The 16,399-nt window shown below is 42.3% G+C and carries 12 protein-coding genes; 7 read left to right on the top strand and 5 right to left on the bottom strand.

Going from position 1 to position 16,399, the window contains the following annotated elements; genetic code table 11:
* Nucleotides 1–243: 243 nt before the first annotated feature.
* Entirely contained in the window at nt 244–690 is a 447-nt protein-coding gene (argR, locus tag AB1I63_07695) for an arginine repressor (GenBank protein MEW4354754.1), read from the bottom strand.
* 137 nt (nt 691–827) lie between these two features.
* Here argR and argS point away from each other — a divergent pair, with 137 nt between their 5' ends.
* The gene (gene argS, locus AB1I63_07700; protein ID MEW4354755.1) at nt 828–2,516 is read left to right on the top strand and encodes an arginine--tRNA ligase; all 1,689 of its coding nucleotides are present in this window, start codon (nt 828–830) and stop codon (nt 2,514–2,516) included.
* A gap of 210 nt (nt 2,517–2,726) precedes the next feature.
* Here the strand turns inward: argS and nrdI are convergent, their stop codons facing one another.
* The 4 genes from nrdI to malQ all read right to left on the bottom strand — a co-directional run bounded on the left by nrdI (nt 2,727) and on the right by malQ (nt 8,088).
* A complete protein-coding gene (gene nrdI, locus AB1I63_07705; GenBank protein MEW4354756.1) occupies nt 2,727–3,188 on the bottom strand; it encodes a class Ib ribonucleoside-diphosphate reductase assembly flavoprotein NrdI in 462 nt (153 codons plus the stop codon).
* A gap of 82 nt (nt 3,189–3,270) precedes the next feature.
* The gene (locus AB1I63_07710; GenBank protein ID MEW4354757.1) at nt 3,271–3,801 is read right to left on the bottom strand and encodes a hypothetical protein; all 531 of its coding nucleotides are present in this window, start codon (nt 3,799–3,801) and stop codon (nt 3,271–3,273) included.
* Nucleotides 3,802–4,210: 409 nt separating this feature from the next.
* Entirely contained in the window at nt 4,211–6,469 is a 2,259-nt protein-coding gene (locus AB1I63_07715; GenBank protein ID MEW4354758.1) for a glycogen/starch/alpha-glucan phosphorylase, read from the bottom strand.
* 110 nt (nt 6,470–6,579) lie between these two features.
* Entirely contained in the window at nt 6,580–8,088 is a 1,509-nt protein-coding gene (gene malQ / locus AB1I63_07720) for a 4-alpha-glucanotransferase (GenBank protein MEW4354759.1), read from the bottom strand.
* Nucleotides 8,089–8,407: 319 nt separating this feature from the next.
* Between malQ and AB1I63_07725 the strand changes: the two genes are divergently transcribed.
* The 6 genes from AB1I63_07725 to pulA all read left to right on the top strand — a co-directional run bounded on the left by AB1I63_07725 (nt 8,408) and on the right by pulA (nt 16,356).
* Nucleotides 8,408–9,667, top strand: coding sequence for an extracellular solute-binding protein (locus AB1I63_07725; GenBank protein ID MEW4354760.1), 1,260 nt, complete (start codon nt 8,408–8,410; stop codon nt 9,665–9,667).
* Between the two features lie 286 nt (nt 9,668–9,953).
* Nucleotides 9,954–11,249, top strand: a complete 1,296-nt coding sequence (locus tag AB1I63_07730; GenBank protein MEW4354761.1) for an ABC transporter permease subunit — start codon at nt 9,954–9,956, stop codon at nt 11,247–11,249.
* Nucleotides 11,242–12,090 (top strand): sugar ABC transporter permease, encoded by an 849-nt coding sequence (locus AB1I63_07735; protein MEW4354762.1) that lies wholly within the window; start codon nt 11,242–11,244, stop codon nt 12,088–12,090. Before AB1I63_07730 ends, AB1I63_07735 begins: the two co-directional genes overlap by 8 nt.
* A 391-nt stretch (nt 12,091–12,481) precedes the next feature.
* Nucleotides 12,482–13,291, top strand: coding sequence for a DUF1189 domain-containing protein (locus AB1I63_07740; GenBank protein MEW4354763.1), 810 nt, complete (start codon nt 12,482–12,484; stop codon nt 13,289–13,291).
* A gap of 9 nt (nt 13,292–13,300) precedes the next feature.
* Entirely contained in the window at nt 13,301–14,287 is a 987-nt protein-coding gene (locus AB1I63_07745) for a LacI family DNA-binding transcriptional regulator (GenBank protein MEW4354764.1), read from the top strand.
* 11 nt (nt 14,288–14,298) lie between these two features.
* Complete coding sequence (gene pulA / locus AB1I63_07750) at nt 14,299–16,356, top strand: type I pullulanase (protein ID MEW4354765.1); 2,058 nt, start codon at nt 14,299–14,301, stop codon at nt 16,354–16,356.
* The last annotated feature ends 43 nt before the right edge of the window (nt 16,357–16,399 follow it).

Below are 16,399 nucleotides of genomic sequence, written 5' to 3' on the forward strand. Positions count from 1 at the left end.
TAATCGGGAGCTTATTTTACGATTATCAACGCATTTTTTTGAAGGAATACTGACTGTATTTCAAGAAAAAGCAAGGCTGAGTTGCGCAAAATAAACCCTGAATAGAGTTGCTGAGCTATGAATACAGATTCTTAGGTTAGGCAAGACAAGTTACCGACATAATAAATGAAAACTAAATGGCTATACTGCTATATTGTGCTCCATAATAGAGAAAGAGCAAGTTGCCCTACTCCCTTTTTCCTCTTAGAGTTCATTCATTTTTGCCAACAAACGCTCTTCCATCTGTTGCGCTGCCGCTACATCTCGGCAAATCAAGAGCAAGGTATTTGCCCCTGCTAAAGTCCCTAAGACAAAATCATCACGGTTTTCATCAACGACATTGGCAAGCACTGCAGCCTCTCCCAGACGTGTATGAAGGACCAAGGTAAACTCTGCCCTCGCCACTCCCTGCAAATGATAAGACAAAAACTCCACCAAATCAATCTTAGCTGTCTCATCTGCCAAAACATAATAAACCTTGGAGTCTTTTTTCATCTTGGTCAAGCCAATTTCCCTCAAATCTCGCGAAAGTGTCGTCTGAGTCACAACAATCCCTTCTGCCTCTAAGCGGTCTTGGATTTCCTTTTGTGTTCCTAACTGTTCTTCCTTAATCATTCGTTTAATCAAGTCATGACGCTTACTTTTTTTCATTTTACCCTCATTGTGTGTATATTTATACTACTCATTATAACAAAAAAATTGGTTCTTTTCATCAACTTGTGATAAAATAGTAAGAAAGATTCTGTCATCGATTATGGCAGCCTAGATACACTTTAAAGGAGAATCCTATGGATAATAAACAAATGGTCGCTGAGGCTCTGGCAAACGTCATTCCAAGCCTAGACGTCGTAGCTATCACCAACTTGCTCGAGCAGCCAAAAAGCTCTGATTTAGGAGACATTGCCTTTCCTGCCTTTTCACTTGCAAAAGTCGAGCGCAAAGCCCCTCAAATGATTGCAGCAGATATTGCTGAAAAGATTGACGCAACAGACTTTGAAAAAGTCGTAGCAACAGGACCTTATGTCAATTTCTTCCTCGATAAAGGCGTGATTTCTGACAAGGTCTTGCACCAAATCATCACAGAAAAAGAAAACTACGGGCAAACAAATGTCGGACACGGGGAAAATATCACCATCGACATGTCTAGTCCAAATATCGCAAAACCTTTCTCTGTCGGTCATCTTCGCTCAACGGTTATCGGAGACGCTTTGTCCAATATCTTCCAAAAAGTCGGCTACAATACCATCAAAATCAATCACTTGGGAGACTGGGGTAAACAATTTGGTCTTTTGATTACAGCCTATAAACTATGGGGTAGTGAAGAAGCGGTAAAAGCAAATCCAATCGACGAACTCTTGAAACTCTACGTTCGTATCAATGCCGAAGTCGAAACCAATCCAGAACTTGATGACGAAGCACGTCTATGGTTCAAAAAATTGGAAGACGGAGACAAGGAAGCAACCGAACTCTGGCAATGGTTCCGTGATGAAAGCTTGGTCGAATTCAACCGTATCTATGACCAACTTGGTGTCACCTTTGATAGCTATAATGGTGAAGCCTTCTACAATGACAAGATGGATGAAGGGATTCAAATCCTTGAAGACAAGGGCTTGTTGCTTGAGTCTAAAGGAGCGAGCATTGTGGATCTCGAAGACTACAATCTCCCACCAGCTATGATCAAAAAATCAGACGGCACTACTCTTTACATCACTCGTGACATTGCAACAGCAATTTACCGCAAACGCAACTATAATTTTGTTAAGAGCATTTATGCCGTTGGGCAAGAGCAAGCCAACCACTTCCGCCAGTTGAAAGCCGTTTTGAAAGAAATGGGATTTGACTGGAGCGATGATATGACCCATGTAGACTTTGGGCTCGTCACAAAAAATAAACAAAAACTCTCCACGCGTAAGGGAAATATTATCCTGCTTGAGCCAACTATCGCTGAAGCTGTGGAACGTGCGAAAAACCAAATCGAAGCGAAAAATCCAGACCTTGAAAACAAGGAAGAAGTGGCACAAGCAGTCGGTGTCGGCGCTATTAAATTCTACGACCTTAAAACAGATCGCAGAAATGGCTATGACTTTGACCTTGAAGCTATGGTATCTTTTGAAGGAGAAACAGGACCTTACATCCAGTACGCTCACGCGCGGATTCAGTCTATCCTTAGAAAAGCTGACTTTACACCAAATAAAGACGCTCATTACCAACTCAATGACCCTGAAAGCTGGGAAATTATCAAACTCTTGCAGGACTTCTCTCGTATCATTGAGCGGGCAGCAGATAACTTTGACCCATCGCTTGTGGCAAAATTTGCTATCAACTTGGCACAAAGTTTCAACAAATACTACGCCCACACACGGATCTTGGATGACAGTCCAGAACGTGACAGCCGCCTAGCTTTAAGCTACGCAACAGGTCTTGTCCTCAAAGAATCTCTCCGCTTACTTGGCGTAAAAGCACCAGAAAAAATGTAACGATCAAAAAGAGCAGACTCTCTGCTCTTTTTTCTATGGTTGTTTAGTTTTGATTTAGTACGAGGCAACGAGTCACAGGCATAACTTAGGTTATCTGAAGATTACCTATTTCCAACCTCCAACAGTCTGGGAGACTGTTGGAGCAAGACGAGGTAACGACATAATAAATGAAAACTAAATGACTATCTCTTACGCAAGACTGTAAAAATCTTATGAGTCTAAGCCATACAATGCCTCAATCGTTTGTCCAATGCGCTTGATGTCATCTTGCATGCCCCGCAATTCAAAAGTATCAAGGACAGGAAATCCAAACCTCTCAGCGTACTGCTTAGCTGTTAGGCAATATTGGTGATTGAAATTACGGTTCCCAGACCCCACAATCCCTAGACACTTGTCTTGGTTATTTTCAAAAGCGATAAAACGACCCAAATCATTGGTCAAAATCTCTACATCTCCATTGTCTAAGCCATTACCGCCCTCTAAGTAGGTCGGCAAGAATGCTACAAATGAATTCTCCATAGGATAAAAGGGATGGTCGTACTTGACCATATCCTTGATGTTGATTTGTTCCACCTCCACATCAGGATGTCTGTCTTCTAAAAAAGTGCTCAAGCGTTTGACAAAACTCTCCGTATTGCCACTTAAGCTAATATATACAAGGGAAATTTTCATGAATTCTCCATTCTAATCAAAAACATCTATCACTCTAAATTCTAAAGTGATAGATGTTTTTTGTCAACTATTTACCAAAATACTATTCTTCCGTAGTATCTGCTGCTTTTTGTTGCTGCCAGAGTTTGTAGAAAACGAGAATAATCGGAATTAGATAAACCACAACGGTCACGATAAGCGTCACTCTACTTCCTTGGATACTTGCATCAATCATATCTTGATTACCTGCATAGACAGAACGTGCGATACTGGTTGAGCCTACAAAGCCATAAATTCCTAGCACTACTTTAAGAAGGAGGTAAGCCAGATAGGAAAGATTTGCCTGTAAGACCTGCTTTTTAAGGAGTAGGAAAAGGGTAATGAGGAGTAGCACCAAACCAACCACTACAAAAGCTTTATGGACGGTATTCAGATTAAATTCTATGGTCTTGCGAAAAACCTTCATGAGCTCTTCAGTCTGAGCATTTGGAATATTTTGCTTTTGATAGGATTCCTTTATGACGGCAAGGACTGAATCAGGTTTCGTCGTAAATTGACTAAAAACGCCCCATAAGGTCAAAGCCCCTGAAATCACCAAAAGCACATATAAGTAAATCGGTTTCTTTTTCATCATCATTCCCTCCATTTCTACGAAAAAGATTGATTTCATTATAGCGCAATCATGTTAAGATATCAAGTTTATTTAAGGGATGATTGTGTAAATTCTTCTCTATAAAATAGACAACATTCTAGGGATTAAAACTACTGTATCTATCAAAAGTAAAACTCTTGCCACTAACAGAGCTAATAAAATGACTCGCAAAGTCTTTGATAATTTGAATACGGGATTCTTGATATGAAATCATTGGCTGTTTCTGTCCTCTCCTAAAAATTATAGACTATTATAGCTTAAAATACAGATTTTTCTGAATTTTTAGCCATATAAATAGTAAATGTCTATCATCGCTACACAAAATCCCAGCCTCAAGATAAGGCTGGGATTTGTTCATTTTATTAGCAAGGTAAGATTGAAAGGAAAGAAATCAATTCAAATGCCATACATCTTCATTGTATTGAGCGATGGTGCGGTCTGCTGAAAAGAACCCAGCTTTGGCGATATTGACCAATACTTTCTCTAACCAGCTATCGCGCTCTTCGTAGTCTTTTAGCATACGCTCTTTCGTTGCGATATAGTCTTCAAGGTCAATCAAGGTCATGAACCAGTCTTTATTGAGCAATTCATAATACAAGCGCTCCAATCGTTCGCTTTGCCCAACGGCTCTTACTGTATCGCTCACGATAAAGTCCACCAATGGTTTAATCGCTTCGCGCTCATAGTAATCGCGTGAGATGTAGCTACTATGTGCATAGTGCTGGATGATCGTCTCGCTGTCTTCACCGAAGATATAGATATTCTCATCGCCAACCAACTCATGAATTTCAACATTTGCACCGTCAGATGTTCCCAAGGTAAGGGCACCATTGAGCATGAACTTCATGTTTCCTGTACCAGATGCTTCTTTAGAAGCGAGGGAAATTTGCTCTGAGATGTCTCCTGCGGCAATCAAGAAACTTGCTGCAGTAACGTTGTAATTTTCCACCATCACGACTTGCAAATGCGGTGCTACATCTGGGTCATTTGCAATAACCTCAGACAAGCAAAGAATCAAGTGAATGATGTCTTGTGCAATCGTGTAGGCTGGTGCTGCTTTTCCACCAAAGAAGATGGTGACTGGACGAGCTGGGATATTGCCTGCTTTGATGTCCAAATATTTATGAATCACATAAAGAGCATTCATTTGTTGACGTTTGTACTCATGGAGACGCTTGATTTGGATGTCAAAGATCGAATCTGGGTTAATCTCTACATGTTGGTGCTCTTTCAAATGGCGGACTAATTTCCGTTTATTGTGAGCCTTAATCTTCTCAAGCTCAGCTTTCACATCGCTATTGCCAGAGAAGTCAAGCAAGTCTTCCAATTTCGCTGCATCATAGTGCCAATCCTTGCCAAGAAGACTATCAAGATAGTGAGAAAGGCGTGGATTGATATGCATGAGCCAGCGGCGGAAGGTAATACCGTTTGTTTTATTATTAAATTTCTCAGGATAAATGTCGTAGAAAGCCTTCAACTCAGAATTTTTCAAGATTTCTGTATGAAGAGCTGCAACCCCATTGACACTGTATCCGTAGTGGATATCCATGTGCGCCATGTGTACACGGTTATGTTCATCAACGATTTGCACCGCAGGGTCACTATAGGTTTCTTTGATACGACGATCCAATTCACGAATGATGGGTACCAAGTGAGGAACCACTTCTTCCAAGAAGTCGATTGGCCATTTTTCAAGCGCTTCTGCTAAGATCGTGTGGTTGGTATAGGCAGTCATATTCTTCACGATCGTGATCGCCTCATCTAGCTCAATGCCACGCTCAGTCAAGAGACGAATCATTTCTGGAATAACAAGAGATGGGTGGGTATCATTGATTTGAATGACTGCGTAGTCTGCTAGATTATGAAGATTGCTACCTTTAGCCAATGCCTCATCCAAAATCAACTGAGCACCATTTGAAACCATGAAGTATTGTTGGAAGATACGGAGCAGTTCTCCTTGACGGTCGCTATCGTCTGGATAAAGGAACAAGGTCAAGTTATGGGCAATATCTGTCTTGTCAAAGTCAATCCCGTCATGGATAATGCTAGCGTCCACAGAATCAAGGTCAAACAAGCGCAAGCGATTTTTCTTTTCCGTCTTGTAACCTGGGACATCAATATCGTACAAGGTTGAGGTTAGCGTGAAGTTAGCAAAGGGTACTTGATAAGACTTTTCAGACTTGATGAGCCAGTTTTGCTCAGAAAGCCAAAAGTTTGGCACGGTCGTTTGTTGGTTATTTTGCAGCACTTGGTGGAACAGTCCGAAATGGTAGTTAAGACCAATCCCGTCTCCATTTAAGCCAAGAGTTGCAATCGAGTCAAGGAAGCAAGCTGCCAAACGTCCCAAGCCTCCATTTCCAAGAGAAGGCTCTAGCTCCACTTCTTCCACTGCAATCAAGTCTTTGCCAGCTGCAGCAAGTTCTTGTTTGATGTCATCGTACAAACCGAGATTGATGAGGTTATTAGACAAGAGTTTTCCGATGAGGAATTCTGCTGAGATGTAGTAGAGTTTTTTCTTGCTATCGTTGACTGGCTTTTTTGCACTGTATTCTTTGGTATAGTTTAACAAGGCAATATACAATTCTTCGTTGTTACAAGCCACAAGGTCTTTTTGATAATTTTTTTGGATATATTCTTGTAAGTTTGACATAGTTTCTCCCATATTCGTCTTCGTTTTTCGTGATATAGTCTTTTAATTTTATTTTACATAGAGTGGCGGGGAAAAGCAAGTTGCCTGTCCACAAGGCCTTAAAATAGAAACTAATTGGCTAAATATTCGTTGATTCGACGGTAGGTCGTAGTTAAGCCAAGCAATTCTGATTCAATTTCTGGAGTCAATTCGTCTGCCGTCATGCGCCATGACCAGTTGCCACCGATAGTAGATGGTAAGTTCATACGAGCAGAGCCATCTAGCTCTAGCAAGTCTTGCATGGTTGCAATAGCCATATAGCTGACAGAGCTAAAGATGGTGCGAAGCATAGCGTGTGGTACGGTTTCGTACTCTTTACGGTTGGTGTAAAGCTCCATGTAAGCACGAGTCTTGTCATCAATCTCATCCTTGTACCAACCCATGATGGTATTATTATCATGCGTACCGGTATAGATGACAGAGTTGTTTGGTGCAAGGTGTGGGCTATCAATGCTTTCATCATCTGGATTATAGGCAAATTGAGTGACCTTCATACCAGGGAATCCTGTTTTTTCACGTAACTCAATCACTTCATTTGTCATAAATCCAAGATCTTCTGCGATGATATTCAAATCACCCAAGGCCTCTTTGACTGCTTTAAAGAGGGCATAGTCTGGACCTTTGACCCATTTACCGGTTGATGCAACATCAGAGTCAGCTGGGATTTCCCAGTAAGACTCAAAGCCACGGAAGTGGTCAATCCGTACAACATCGTAGATTTTAAAGCTCTCACGTAGACGGTCAATCCACCAGCTATAACCGTCTTCATCCATCGCTTTCCAGTCATAGATTGGATTGCCCCAGAGCTGACCTGTGGCTGAAAATTCATCTGGTGGGCAACCTGCAACAGCTGTTGGACGACCCACTTCGTCTGTTTTGAAGAATTGTGGTTGTGACCAAACTTCACAGCTATCTGCTGCCACATAAATCGGCATATCGCCGACAATCTCAACATGGCGTTCATTGGCATAAGCTTTTAAGGCAAGCCATTGTTTAAAGAAGAAATATTGAGTTACACGGTGATAGGTCAATTTATCCGCCAAATCTGTACGGTATTTTTCAAGAGCTTCTGTATCGCGTCTTCTGGCTGCTTCATCTGGCCACTCCGTCCAAGCTAGCAAGTCAAAATGTTCTTTAATGGCCATGTATTCTGCAAAGACTTCAAGCCAAGCATGGTTGTCAGCTACAAACTGCTCATAGTCTGAAAGCTCTCCTTTTGCAAGGAAGTTTTGAACAGCTTTCTCTAAGACAGGACGACGTGCTTCAAAGACCTTGGCATAATCTACTTGATGAGGATTATCCCCAAAATCACGATTTCCCACATCTTCTGATGACAAAAGCCCTGCTTCCATCAAGAGGTCAAAGTCAATAAAATGGGTATTTCCTGCAAATGCTGAGAAAGATTGGTAAGGAGAATCCCCATAGCTCGTAGTGCCTAGAGGCAAGATTTGCCAATAGCGTTGCTTGGTGCGAACCAAAAAGTCTACAAAATCATAGGCACTTTTTCCGAAAGAACCAATGCCATACTTCCCTGGAAGAGAAGAAATGTGCATGAGAACTCCGCTTTGTCGTTTTTTCATATCATCACCTCAATGAATAATTCTGTTTGCAAGCGTTGATTTCCATGAAAACGTTTGCGTTGATTTGATTATAACTTAAAACGCTAAGAAGTGCAACCATTTTTAGAAACTTTTTTCTATTTTTTAAGCTAGCTATGTTTTATCTATGCGTTTTAGCCTTAATATAGCCAAAAATTTACAGAAAAAATTTTCTTACAAATTTTTAACAAAAAGACTTGCAAACGCTTTCTATTTCTGATATACTAAATATAGTTTAAGAAAACGTTTGCGTAAACGAATTCAATTTCTTATCCCATATTTTCTAGGAGGAAACTCAATCATGAAACATAGATTGTTTAAAGGTGCTGCAGTTCTTGGAACTGTTGGTTTGGCTAGCTTGATGTTAGTCGCTTGTGGAGGAAAATCCACAGATAATGCAGGAGGAGATGGTAAGAGTCTTACTTTCTACGTAGAAGAGCAATACAAAGACTACGCTGAAAAAGCGGCAGCTGCGTTTGAAAAAGAAAGCGGCGCAAAAGTAACCATCAAAACCGGAGATCAATTAACGGGTCTTGAAAATCTCTCTCTTGACAACCAATCTGGAAAAGCACCAGATGTGATGATGTCTCCATATGACCGTGTTGGTAGCCTTGGTACAGATGGTCAGCTAGCAGAAGTCAAGCTAGAAAAAGAAGGCATGGCTGATGATACGACCAAATCTCTCGTAACAGTTGGCGGAACAACTTACGGTGCTCCTGCTGTTATCGAAACATTGGTCATGTACTATAATAAAGACTTGATTTCTGAAGCGCCAAAAACATTTGCAGAAGTTGAAGAACTTGCTAAAGATAGCAAGTATGCCTTTGCCGGCGAAGACGGCAAGACAACTGCCTTTCTTGCAGATTGGACAAACTTCTACTACACTTATGGACTTTTAGCTGGTAATGGTGGCTACGTCTTTGGTGACAATGGAAAAGATCCTAAAGATGTCGGACTTGGAAATGAAGGCTCTATTAAAGGGATCGAATATGCCAAAACTTGGTATGCAAAATGGCCAAAAGGAATGCAAGATACTGAAGGTGCTGGCAACTTGATCCAAACTCAATTCCAAGAAGGTAAAACAGCTGCGATTATCGATGGACCTTGGAAAGCTTCTGCCTTTAAAGATGCGAAAATCAACTACGGTGTTGCAACCATTCCAACTCTTCCAAACGGCAAAAACTATGAAGCCTTTGGTGGAGGAAAAGCTTGGGTCATCCCTGCTGGTAGCCAAAACCCAGAATTAGCTCAAAAATTTGTGTCATTCTTGACAACAACAGATCAACAAAAAGCCTTTTACGATGCAACCAATGAAATCCCTGCAAATACAGAAGCTCGTACATACGCAGAAGGTAAAAATGATGAGTTGACAACAGCCGTTATCAAACAATTCCAAGCTGCTCAACCAATGCCAAATATCTCTGAAATGAGCACTATTTGGGATCCAGCAAAAACGATGCTCTTTGACGCTGTAAGTGGCAAAAAAGATGCAAAAATGGCTGCTGGAGACGCTGTGAAATTGATCAAAGATACGATTGATCAAAAATTCGGTGATAAATAAGCTGATAAACAGCAGATAGCAGGTAAGACTCGATAGGCACTCCCAGTCGAGTCTTATCTTTATCTTGTGCTAGACTCTCTCGATGATTGCCTTTTCACACTCATCAAGGCTTAGAACCTATATTCACAACTCAGCAACTCTATTCAGGACTTATTTTCGCTACTCATCGTTGCTTTTTTTCGAAATACAGTCAGTATTCCTTCAAAAAACGCCTTGATGATCATAAAATAAGCTCCCAATTAGAAGACTTCGCTGATGAATACAGGTTCTTACAAAGGAGATTTTTATGACGACACAACAAAATCCAAGTAAAGCATTACTGCTCTCCCTGATTCCAGGACTTGGACAAATCTACAATAAGCAAAAGGCTAAAGGATGGATATTCCTTGGTGTCACGCTTGTTTTTCTGGTTTACTTAATCGCTATTGCTAGTCCAGAATTAGCAGGTCTTGTGACCTTGGGAACGCGACCATTTCGTGATAATTCCCTCTTTATGCTGATCCGTGGCGCTTTCCATTTGATTTTGGTAGTGGTTTATGGCATTTTTTACGCTTTGAATCTAAAAGACGCCTATACCGTTGCCAAACGGTGGAATGACGGCTTTAAAATCCCTATCACCTTAAAAGATATGGGCAAGGAAATTTACAGCAATGGATTTCCCTATCTTTTAATCATTCCTTCTTATATTGCTATGACAGCGGCTATTATCTTCCCTGTCGTGGTGACGCTGCTCATTGCCTTTACCAACTATGACTTTAAACATCTGCCTCCGACCAAGCTCTTAGACTGGGTGGGATTTAGCAACTTTTCAAACATCTGGCGTCTAAGTACTTTCCGCAGTGCCTTTGGCTCTGTCCTTTCTTGGACCATTATTTGGGCTTTAGCAGCTTCAACCGTGCAGATTGTCATTGGTATCTTTACCGCTATCGTAGCCAATCAACCGTTCATCAAAGGAAAACGAATCTTTGGCGTTATCTTCCTCCTTCCATGGGCAGTACCTGCTTTCATTACCATCTTGACCTTTAGCAATATGTTTAATGACAGTATCGGTGCTATCAATACACAAGTTATTCCTTTGCTTGGTAAGGTTCTGCCTTTCCTAAATGGTCATATCATTCCTTGGAAGACCGATCCGACTTGGACAAAGATTGCCCTCATTATGATGCAAGGCTGGCTAGGATTCCCTTATATCTATGTATTGACGCTAGGAATTTTACAATCCATTCCAAATGATCTCTACGAGGCTGCCTATATCGATGGGGCAAATGCTTGGCAGAAATTCCGCAATATTACCTTCCCGATGATTTTAGCGGTGGCAGCACCAACCCTCATCAGCCAATACACCTTTAACTTCAACAACTTCTCCATCATGTACCTCTTTAATGGTGGAGGCCCTGGTAGTGTCGGCGGGGGCGCAGGCTCAACAGACATCTTGATTTCATGGATTTATCGCTTGACGACAGGAACGGCTCCGCAATACTCTATGGCAGCAGCCGTGACCTTGATTATCTCTCTCATCGTCATTTCCATCTCCATGATTGCCTTCAAGAAACTACACGCATTTGAAATGGAGGATGTATAAGATGAATTCTGTAAAATTCAAACGTCGCTTCAGTCATTTTTTGACCTACTTTTACCTGATTGCCTTATCCATCATTATCCTCTATCCGATTTTGATTACCATTTTATCGGCCTTTAAAACAGGGAACGTCGTGGCCTTTAAATTGGATACCAATATCAACTTTAGCTTGGATAATTTTAGGAGGCTCTTTTCTGAAACCCTCTACGGGACTTGGTATCTCAATACCCTCATCATTGCTTTCTTGACAATGATTGTGCAAACCAGTATAGTAGTATTAGCTGGTTACGCTTACAGCAGGTACAATTTCTTGGCAAGAAAACAAAGCTTGGTATTCTTTCTCATCATCCAAATGGTGCCGACCATGGCAGCTCTAACAGCCTTCTTTGTCATGGCGCTCATGCTAAACGCTCTAAACCATAGCTGGTTCCTCATCTTGATTTATGTCGGTGGAGGAATTCCGATGAATGCTTGGTTGATGAAAGGCTACTTTGATACCGTTCCGATGTCTCTTGATGAATCCGCAAAACTAGATGGTGCTGGTCATTTCAGACGTTTCTGGCAAATCGTGCTTCCCCTCGTACGTCCGATGATTGCCGTGCAAGCTCTCTGGGCATTTATGGGACCATTTGGAGACTATATCTTATCAAGTTTCTTACTGCGTGAGAAAGAATATTACACAGTGGCAGTTGGACTCAGAACCTTTGTCAGCGATGTGAAAAACCTTAAAATCGCTTTCTTTGCGGCTGGAGCCATCCTTACTGCTCTTCCGATCTGTATTTTATTCTTCTTCCTGCAAAAGAACTTTGTATCTGGCTTAACAAGTGGTGGCGACAAGGGATAATCTTGTCCCACCCTGTTTTTTGATAAGAACCTTTCCTGCCTAACCTTTAAACCTCACAAATCAAGACCTGACTAGCATTTATAGTCATTTAGTCTTCATTTATTACGTCGTTAACTCGTCTTGCTTAAACAGTCCAGTGGACTGTTTAAGGTTGGAAATAGGGATTAAGTAATAATCCTCAACTAAGTCCACTGGACTGTTGAAGGTGGGAAATAAGGATTATGAAATAATCCTCAGTTAACCTAAGTTCTGCCTGCGACTCATTGCCTCGTACTAAATCAAAGCTAAACAACTATATCATGACTGACGATATAGCTAGAACTTGATTTGTCACCAGTATTATCCTGTGAGTTTGGGGAAATATCTCCACTCTCCATTAGAAAGTACGATTATGCTTCCTTATCCATTTTCTTATTTTGCAGCTATTTGGGGGGTTAAACGTCCCTTTGCCTATCGCAAATCCTTGAGCTGGTTTCAGCTGATGTTTACCAGTGTCTTTTTGATTGCACTTTTGTTGATTCCTGTGTCTGTCCAGCAGGCGGATCGCACGTCTTATCCGCTTTCGACCTTTATCGAGCCAGTATTTGAACCTCTGACCGATGAGGTCATGCAAGATTTTTCTCAGCATGCACAGATCAGCAATCATCAGCTGAGCTATACAGGCACTCTTGCTACACATAGGAGTCCTTTGGGTGATGTATTAATTGGACAAGACCAGACAAAACCGCAGCAAAAGCTGACTCTAGCTTTTGAGCCTAACCGACTCGTCATCAGCCAAGCTGGAGAGGAACTCGCCAATCTAGCCTATCAAGCTATTGACAATGAAGCATTAAAGAGTAAGGAACGTTTGATGGAAGCCATTAACCAAGACTGGTTTCAGCAAAATCGCTTGGCTATTAGTCTCTTTCTCATCGGATTATCTGGAGCTTTATTAACGTTGAACTTTTTCATCGTGGCAATAGGGGCAACTTTCTTTTTGTATCTCACTAAGAAATCACGCCTTTTCTCTTTTCGAACAGTCAAGGAATGCTATCATTTCATTCTCAACTGTCTGGGGATGCCTACGATGATCGCCCTTATCTTAGGCTTACTAGGGCAACCCATGACGACGATGATCACTTGTCAGAATATTTTGTTTGTCCTTTATCTCGTGATTTTATTTTACAAGACACATTTCCGCGATGATGCGACGGAGCAATAGGAGGTTTTTATGCGTGTTACCATCAAAGATGTCGCTAAATTAGCTGGGGTTTCCCCCTCGACAGTCACCCGTGTGGTGCAAAATAAATCAAGCATTAGCGATGAGACCAAAAAACGAGTTCGCAAGGCTATGAAAGAACTCAACTACCACCCCAATCTCAATGCCAGAAGTCTGGTCAGCAGCTACACTCAAGTCATCGGACTGGTCTTACCTGATGACTCGGATATTTTTTACCAAAATCCCTTCTTTCCATCTGTCTTTCGAGGTATCGCACAGGCTGCCGCAGAACACCACTATGCCATTCAGATTGCCACAGGGAAGAACGAAGAAGAGCGCATGGAAGCCATTTCTCAAATGGTTATGGGAAAACGCGTGGACGGCTTGATTTTCCTCTATTCACAGGAAAATGACCCTTTGATTCAGATGGTGAGCGAAGAGCAGTTTCCTTTTCTCATCCTTGGGAAATCTCTCTCTCCCTTTATCCCCTTGGTCGATAATGACAATATCCAAGCAGGAATTGATGCGGCGGAATATTTTATCCAAAAAGGCTGCAAACACATCGCTTTCCTAGGGGGAAATAAAAAACTCTTTGTAACCCAAGACCGCTACCAAGGCTACCAAGAAGCCCTCAAACAGCACGGACTGGCTCTTGACCATCACAGCGTCACCTTTGCGAGTGAATTTTTAGAGGACAAGGGCTATCAATTTACCAAGCGCCTGCTCAAGCACAACCCTGAAGTTGATGCTATTATCACGACAGACGCCCTTCTTGCCGAAGGAGTTTGCAAGTATATCGAATCCCATAAGCGAGACGTTCCTGTTTTGACCTTTTCATCGCTACGACCAAAATTGGAGCTTTCCGCCCATATCGACATCAACACATTAGAGCTTGGACGGACATCCTTTAACACGATTTTACAAATCATCAACGACGCCAAAGAAAATCGTCAGATTTGCTACCGCCAGCTCATTCCCCACCAAATTATCGAACATTAGAAAGGAAACGTATGGTTTTCCGTATTTTTCAGGCTTTTTTAGACGATGAGGATCTCATCCGTATCGAGATGGATAAAGCCTTCTTTTCAGACAACCTTTGCTTTAGCTTTGAAAATCCAGAACAAAAGCTTTTACCGATGGATTTGACCCACAAGGACGAGCAAGTCCACTTGACCTTAAAAAGTGCTCACAAACTCTCGTTAGACGCGACTTACTGGATTTATGATCAGGATCGCAACAAGTCATTCCTCTATTTCCGAGATATTGTCCGCCAGCCTATTTTTGATGAAGTCTTTGCCTATGAGGGGGATGATTTGGGCGCAGCGTACAGCCCGACTCGGACTCGTTTCAAATTCTGGGCACCAATGTCAGAGCAGGTCTTTTTACTGCTAGATAGCAAAGCCTTTGCCCTTGCTCGTGGTGAAAAAGGCGTCTGGCAAGCGATTATCGAGGGCGACCTTGAAGGGCATCCTTACAGCTACCTCCATAAGGTCCAAAACGAATGGAAAGAGGTCCACGACCCCTATGCTCTGTCTTCTGAGACAAATTCTAATCGCAGCTTTGTCATTGACAAGCGCAAGATTACAAAGCCTATCACACGCGCAAAAAGCCAAATCAAGCCGACTCAAGCTATTATCTATGAGATGAGCGTGCGTGACTTCTCCATGCAAAAAGAGACTGGATTTCAGCATGCGGGGAAATTCCAAGGCTTGCTAGAAAGTCCAACTCTAGCAGGACAACGTATCGGCATGAACTACCTCAAAAACCTTGGGATTACTCATATCCAACTTATGCCCCTTTATGACTTTGGCAGTGTGGACGAAACTCATCCCAATCTAGCCTACAACTGGGGCTACGACCCTGTCCAATACAATGTCCCAGAAGGGAGCTTTGCCTCAAACCCACAAGATCCATACAGCCGTATCACCGAGTTGCAAGAGGTGATTGCCAGCTACCATCAAGCAAATATCAGTGTCATCATGGACGTGGTCTACAATCATGTCTACAACTCTAAAACCTACGCTTTTGAGCAAATCGTCCCTGGCTACTTTTTCCGCTATGATGATGAGCGTAACCTCACCAACGGCACCTTCTGTGGCAATGATGTCGCAAGCGAGCGTGCCATGGTCCGCTCCTACATCAAACAATCTGTCAAACAATGGGTTGAACTCTACGGTTTTGATGGTTTCCGCTTTGATTTGATGGGAATTTTAGACATCATCACCATGCAGGAAATCGCAAAGGAACTCAAAGAACTCTACCCAAACATCTATCTCTACGGCGAGGGCTGGGAAATGCCGACAGGGCTTGAAACGCAACAGCTCGCCCATCAATTCAACGCTGAGCAACTCCCTAACTATGGCTTTTTCAGTGACCATTTTAGAGATACGGTCAAGGAAACCATCCTACACGGGCACAGGCTTGAGAAAGACTATCCCGCCCACCAGATGGAAAATGTCCTAACTGGCAATATCGGAATAAATGGTCACGCGCATTTCGTGCAACCTCAGCAAGCCATTAACTATGTCGAATGTCACGATGATGCGACAGCCTTTGACTACTTTAAAATCCACAATCCTGAGATTAGCGAGGAAGAACGCTACGCAAACAGCCGCTTAGCACTTCAGATCGTACTCCTCTCTCAAGGCGTGCCTTTTATCCACAGCGGACAGGAAGCCTTTCGGACCAAGGACTTGATTGGCAATACCTACAATAGCCCTGATGCCATCAATCGCCTAGATTGGATCCAGATCTGCGAGCATGAGAAAGATGTAAACTTTATCCGTGACTTGATCGCCTTTCGAAAAGCGCATGGAAGCCTCAGCCTAGAGACACAAGAAGAGATAAAACATGCCTGCGACGTCAAATGGCTCTCAGAGAGTCTCCTCTCCTACACCATTTGCACCAAAGAGGACCAGCTCACTATCCTCATCAACTTCTCTGATAAGGATGTCCACTATGACAATCTCGAAAAGAAAACACTGGTGCTTTGCTACCCCCATGTCGGGCTTAACGAACAAACAGACAGCTTTCTCATCCCTGCTAAGCAGGCGGTGGTGCTGAGATAAGAAAAACATCCTAGAAGGAGAACCTTCTAGGATTTTATCAATG

Source organism: Streptococcus pneumoniae, from assembly GCA_040719455.1.
GTDB classification, from domain to species: Bacteria; Bacillota; Bacilli; order Lactobacillales; family Streptococcaceae; genus Streptococcus; species Streptococcus pneumoniae_G.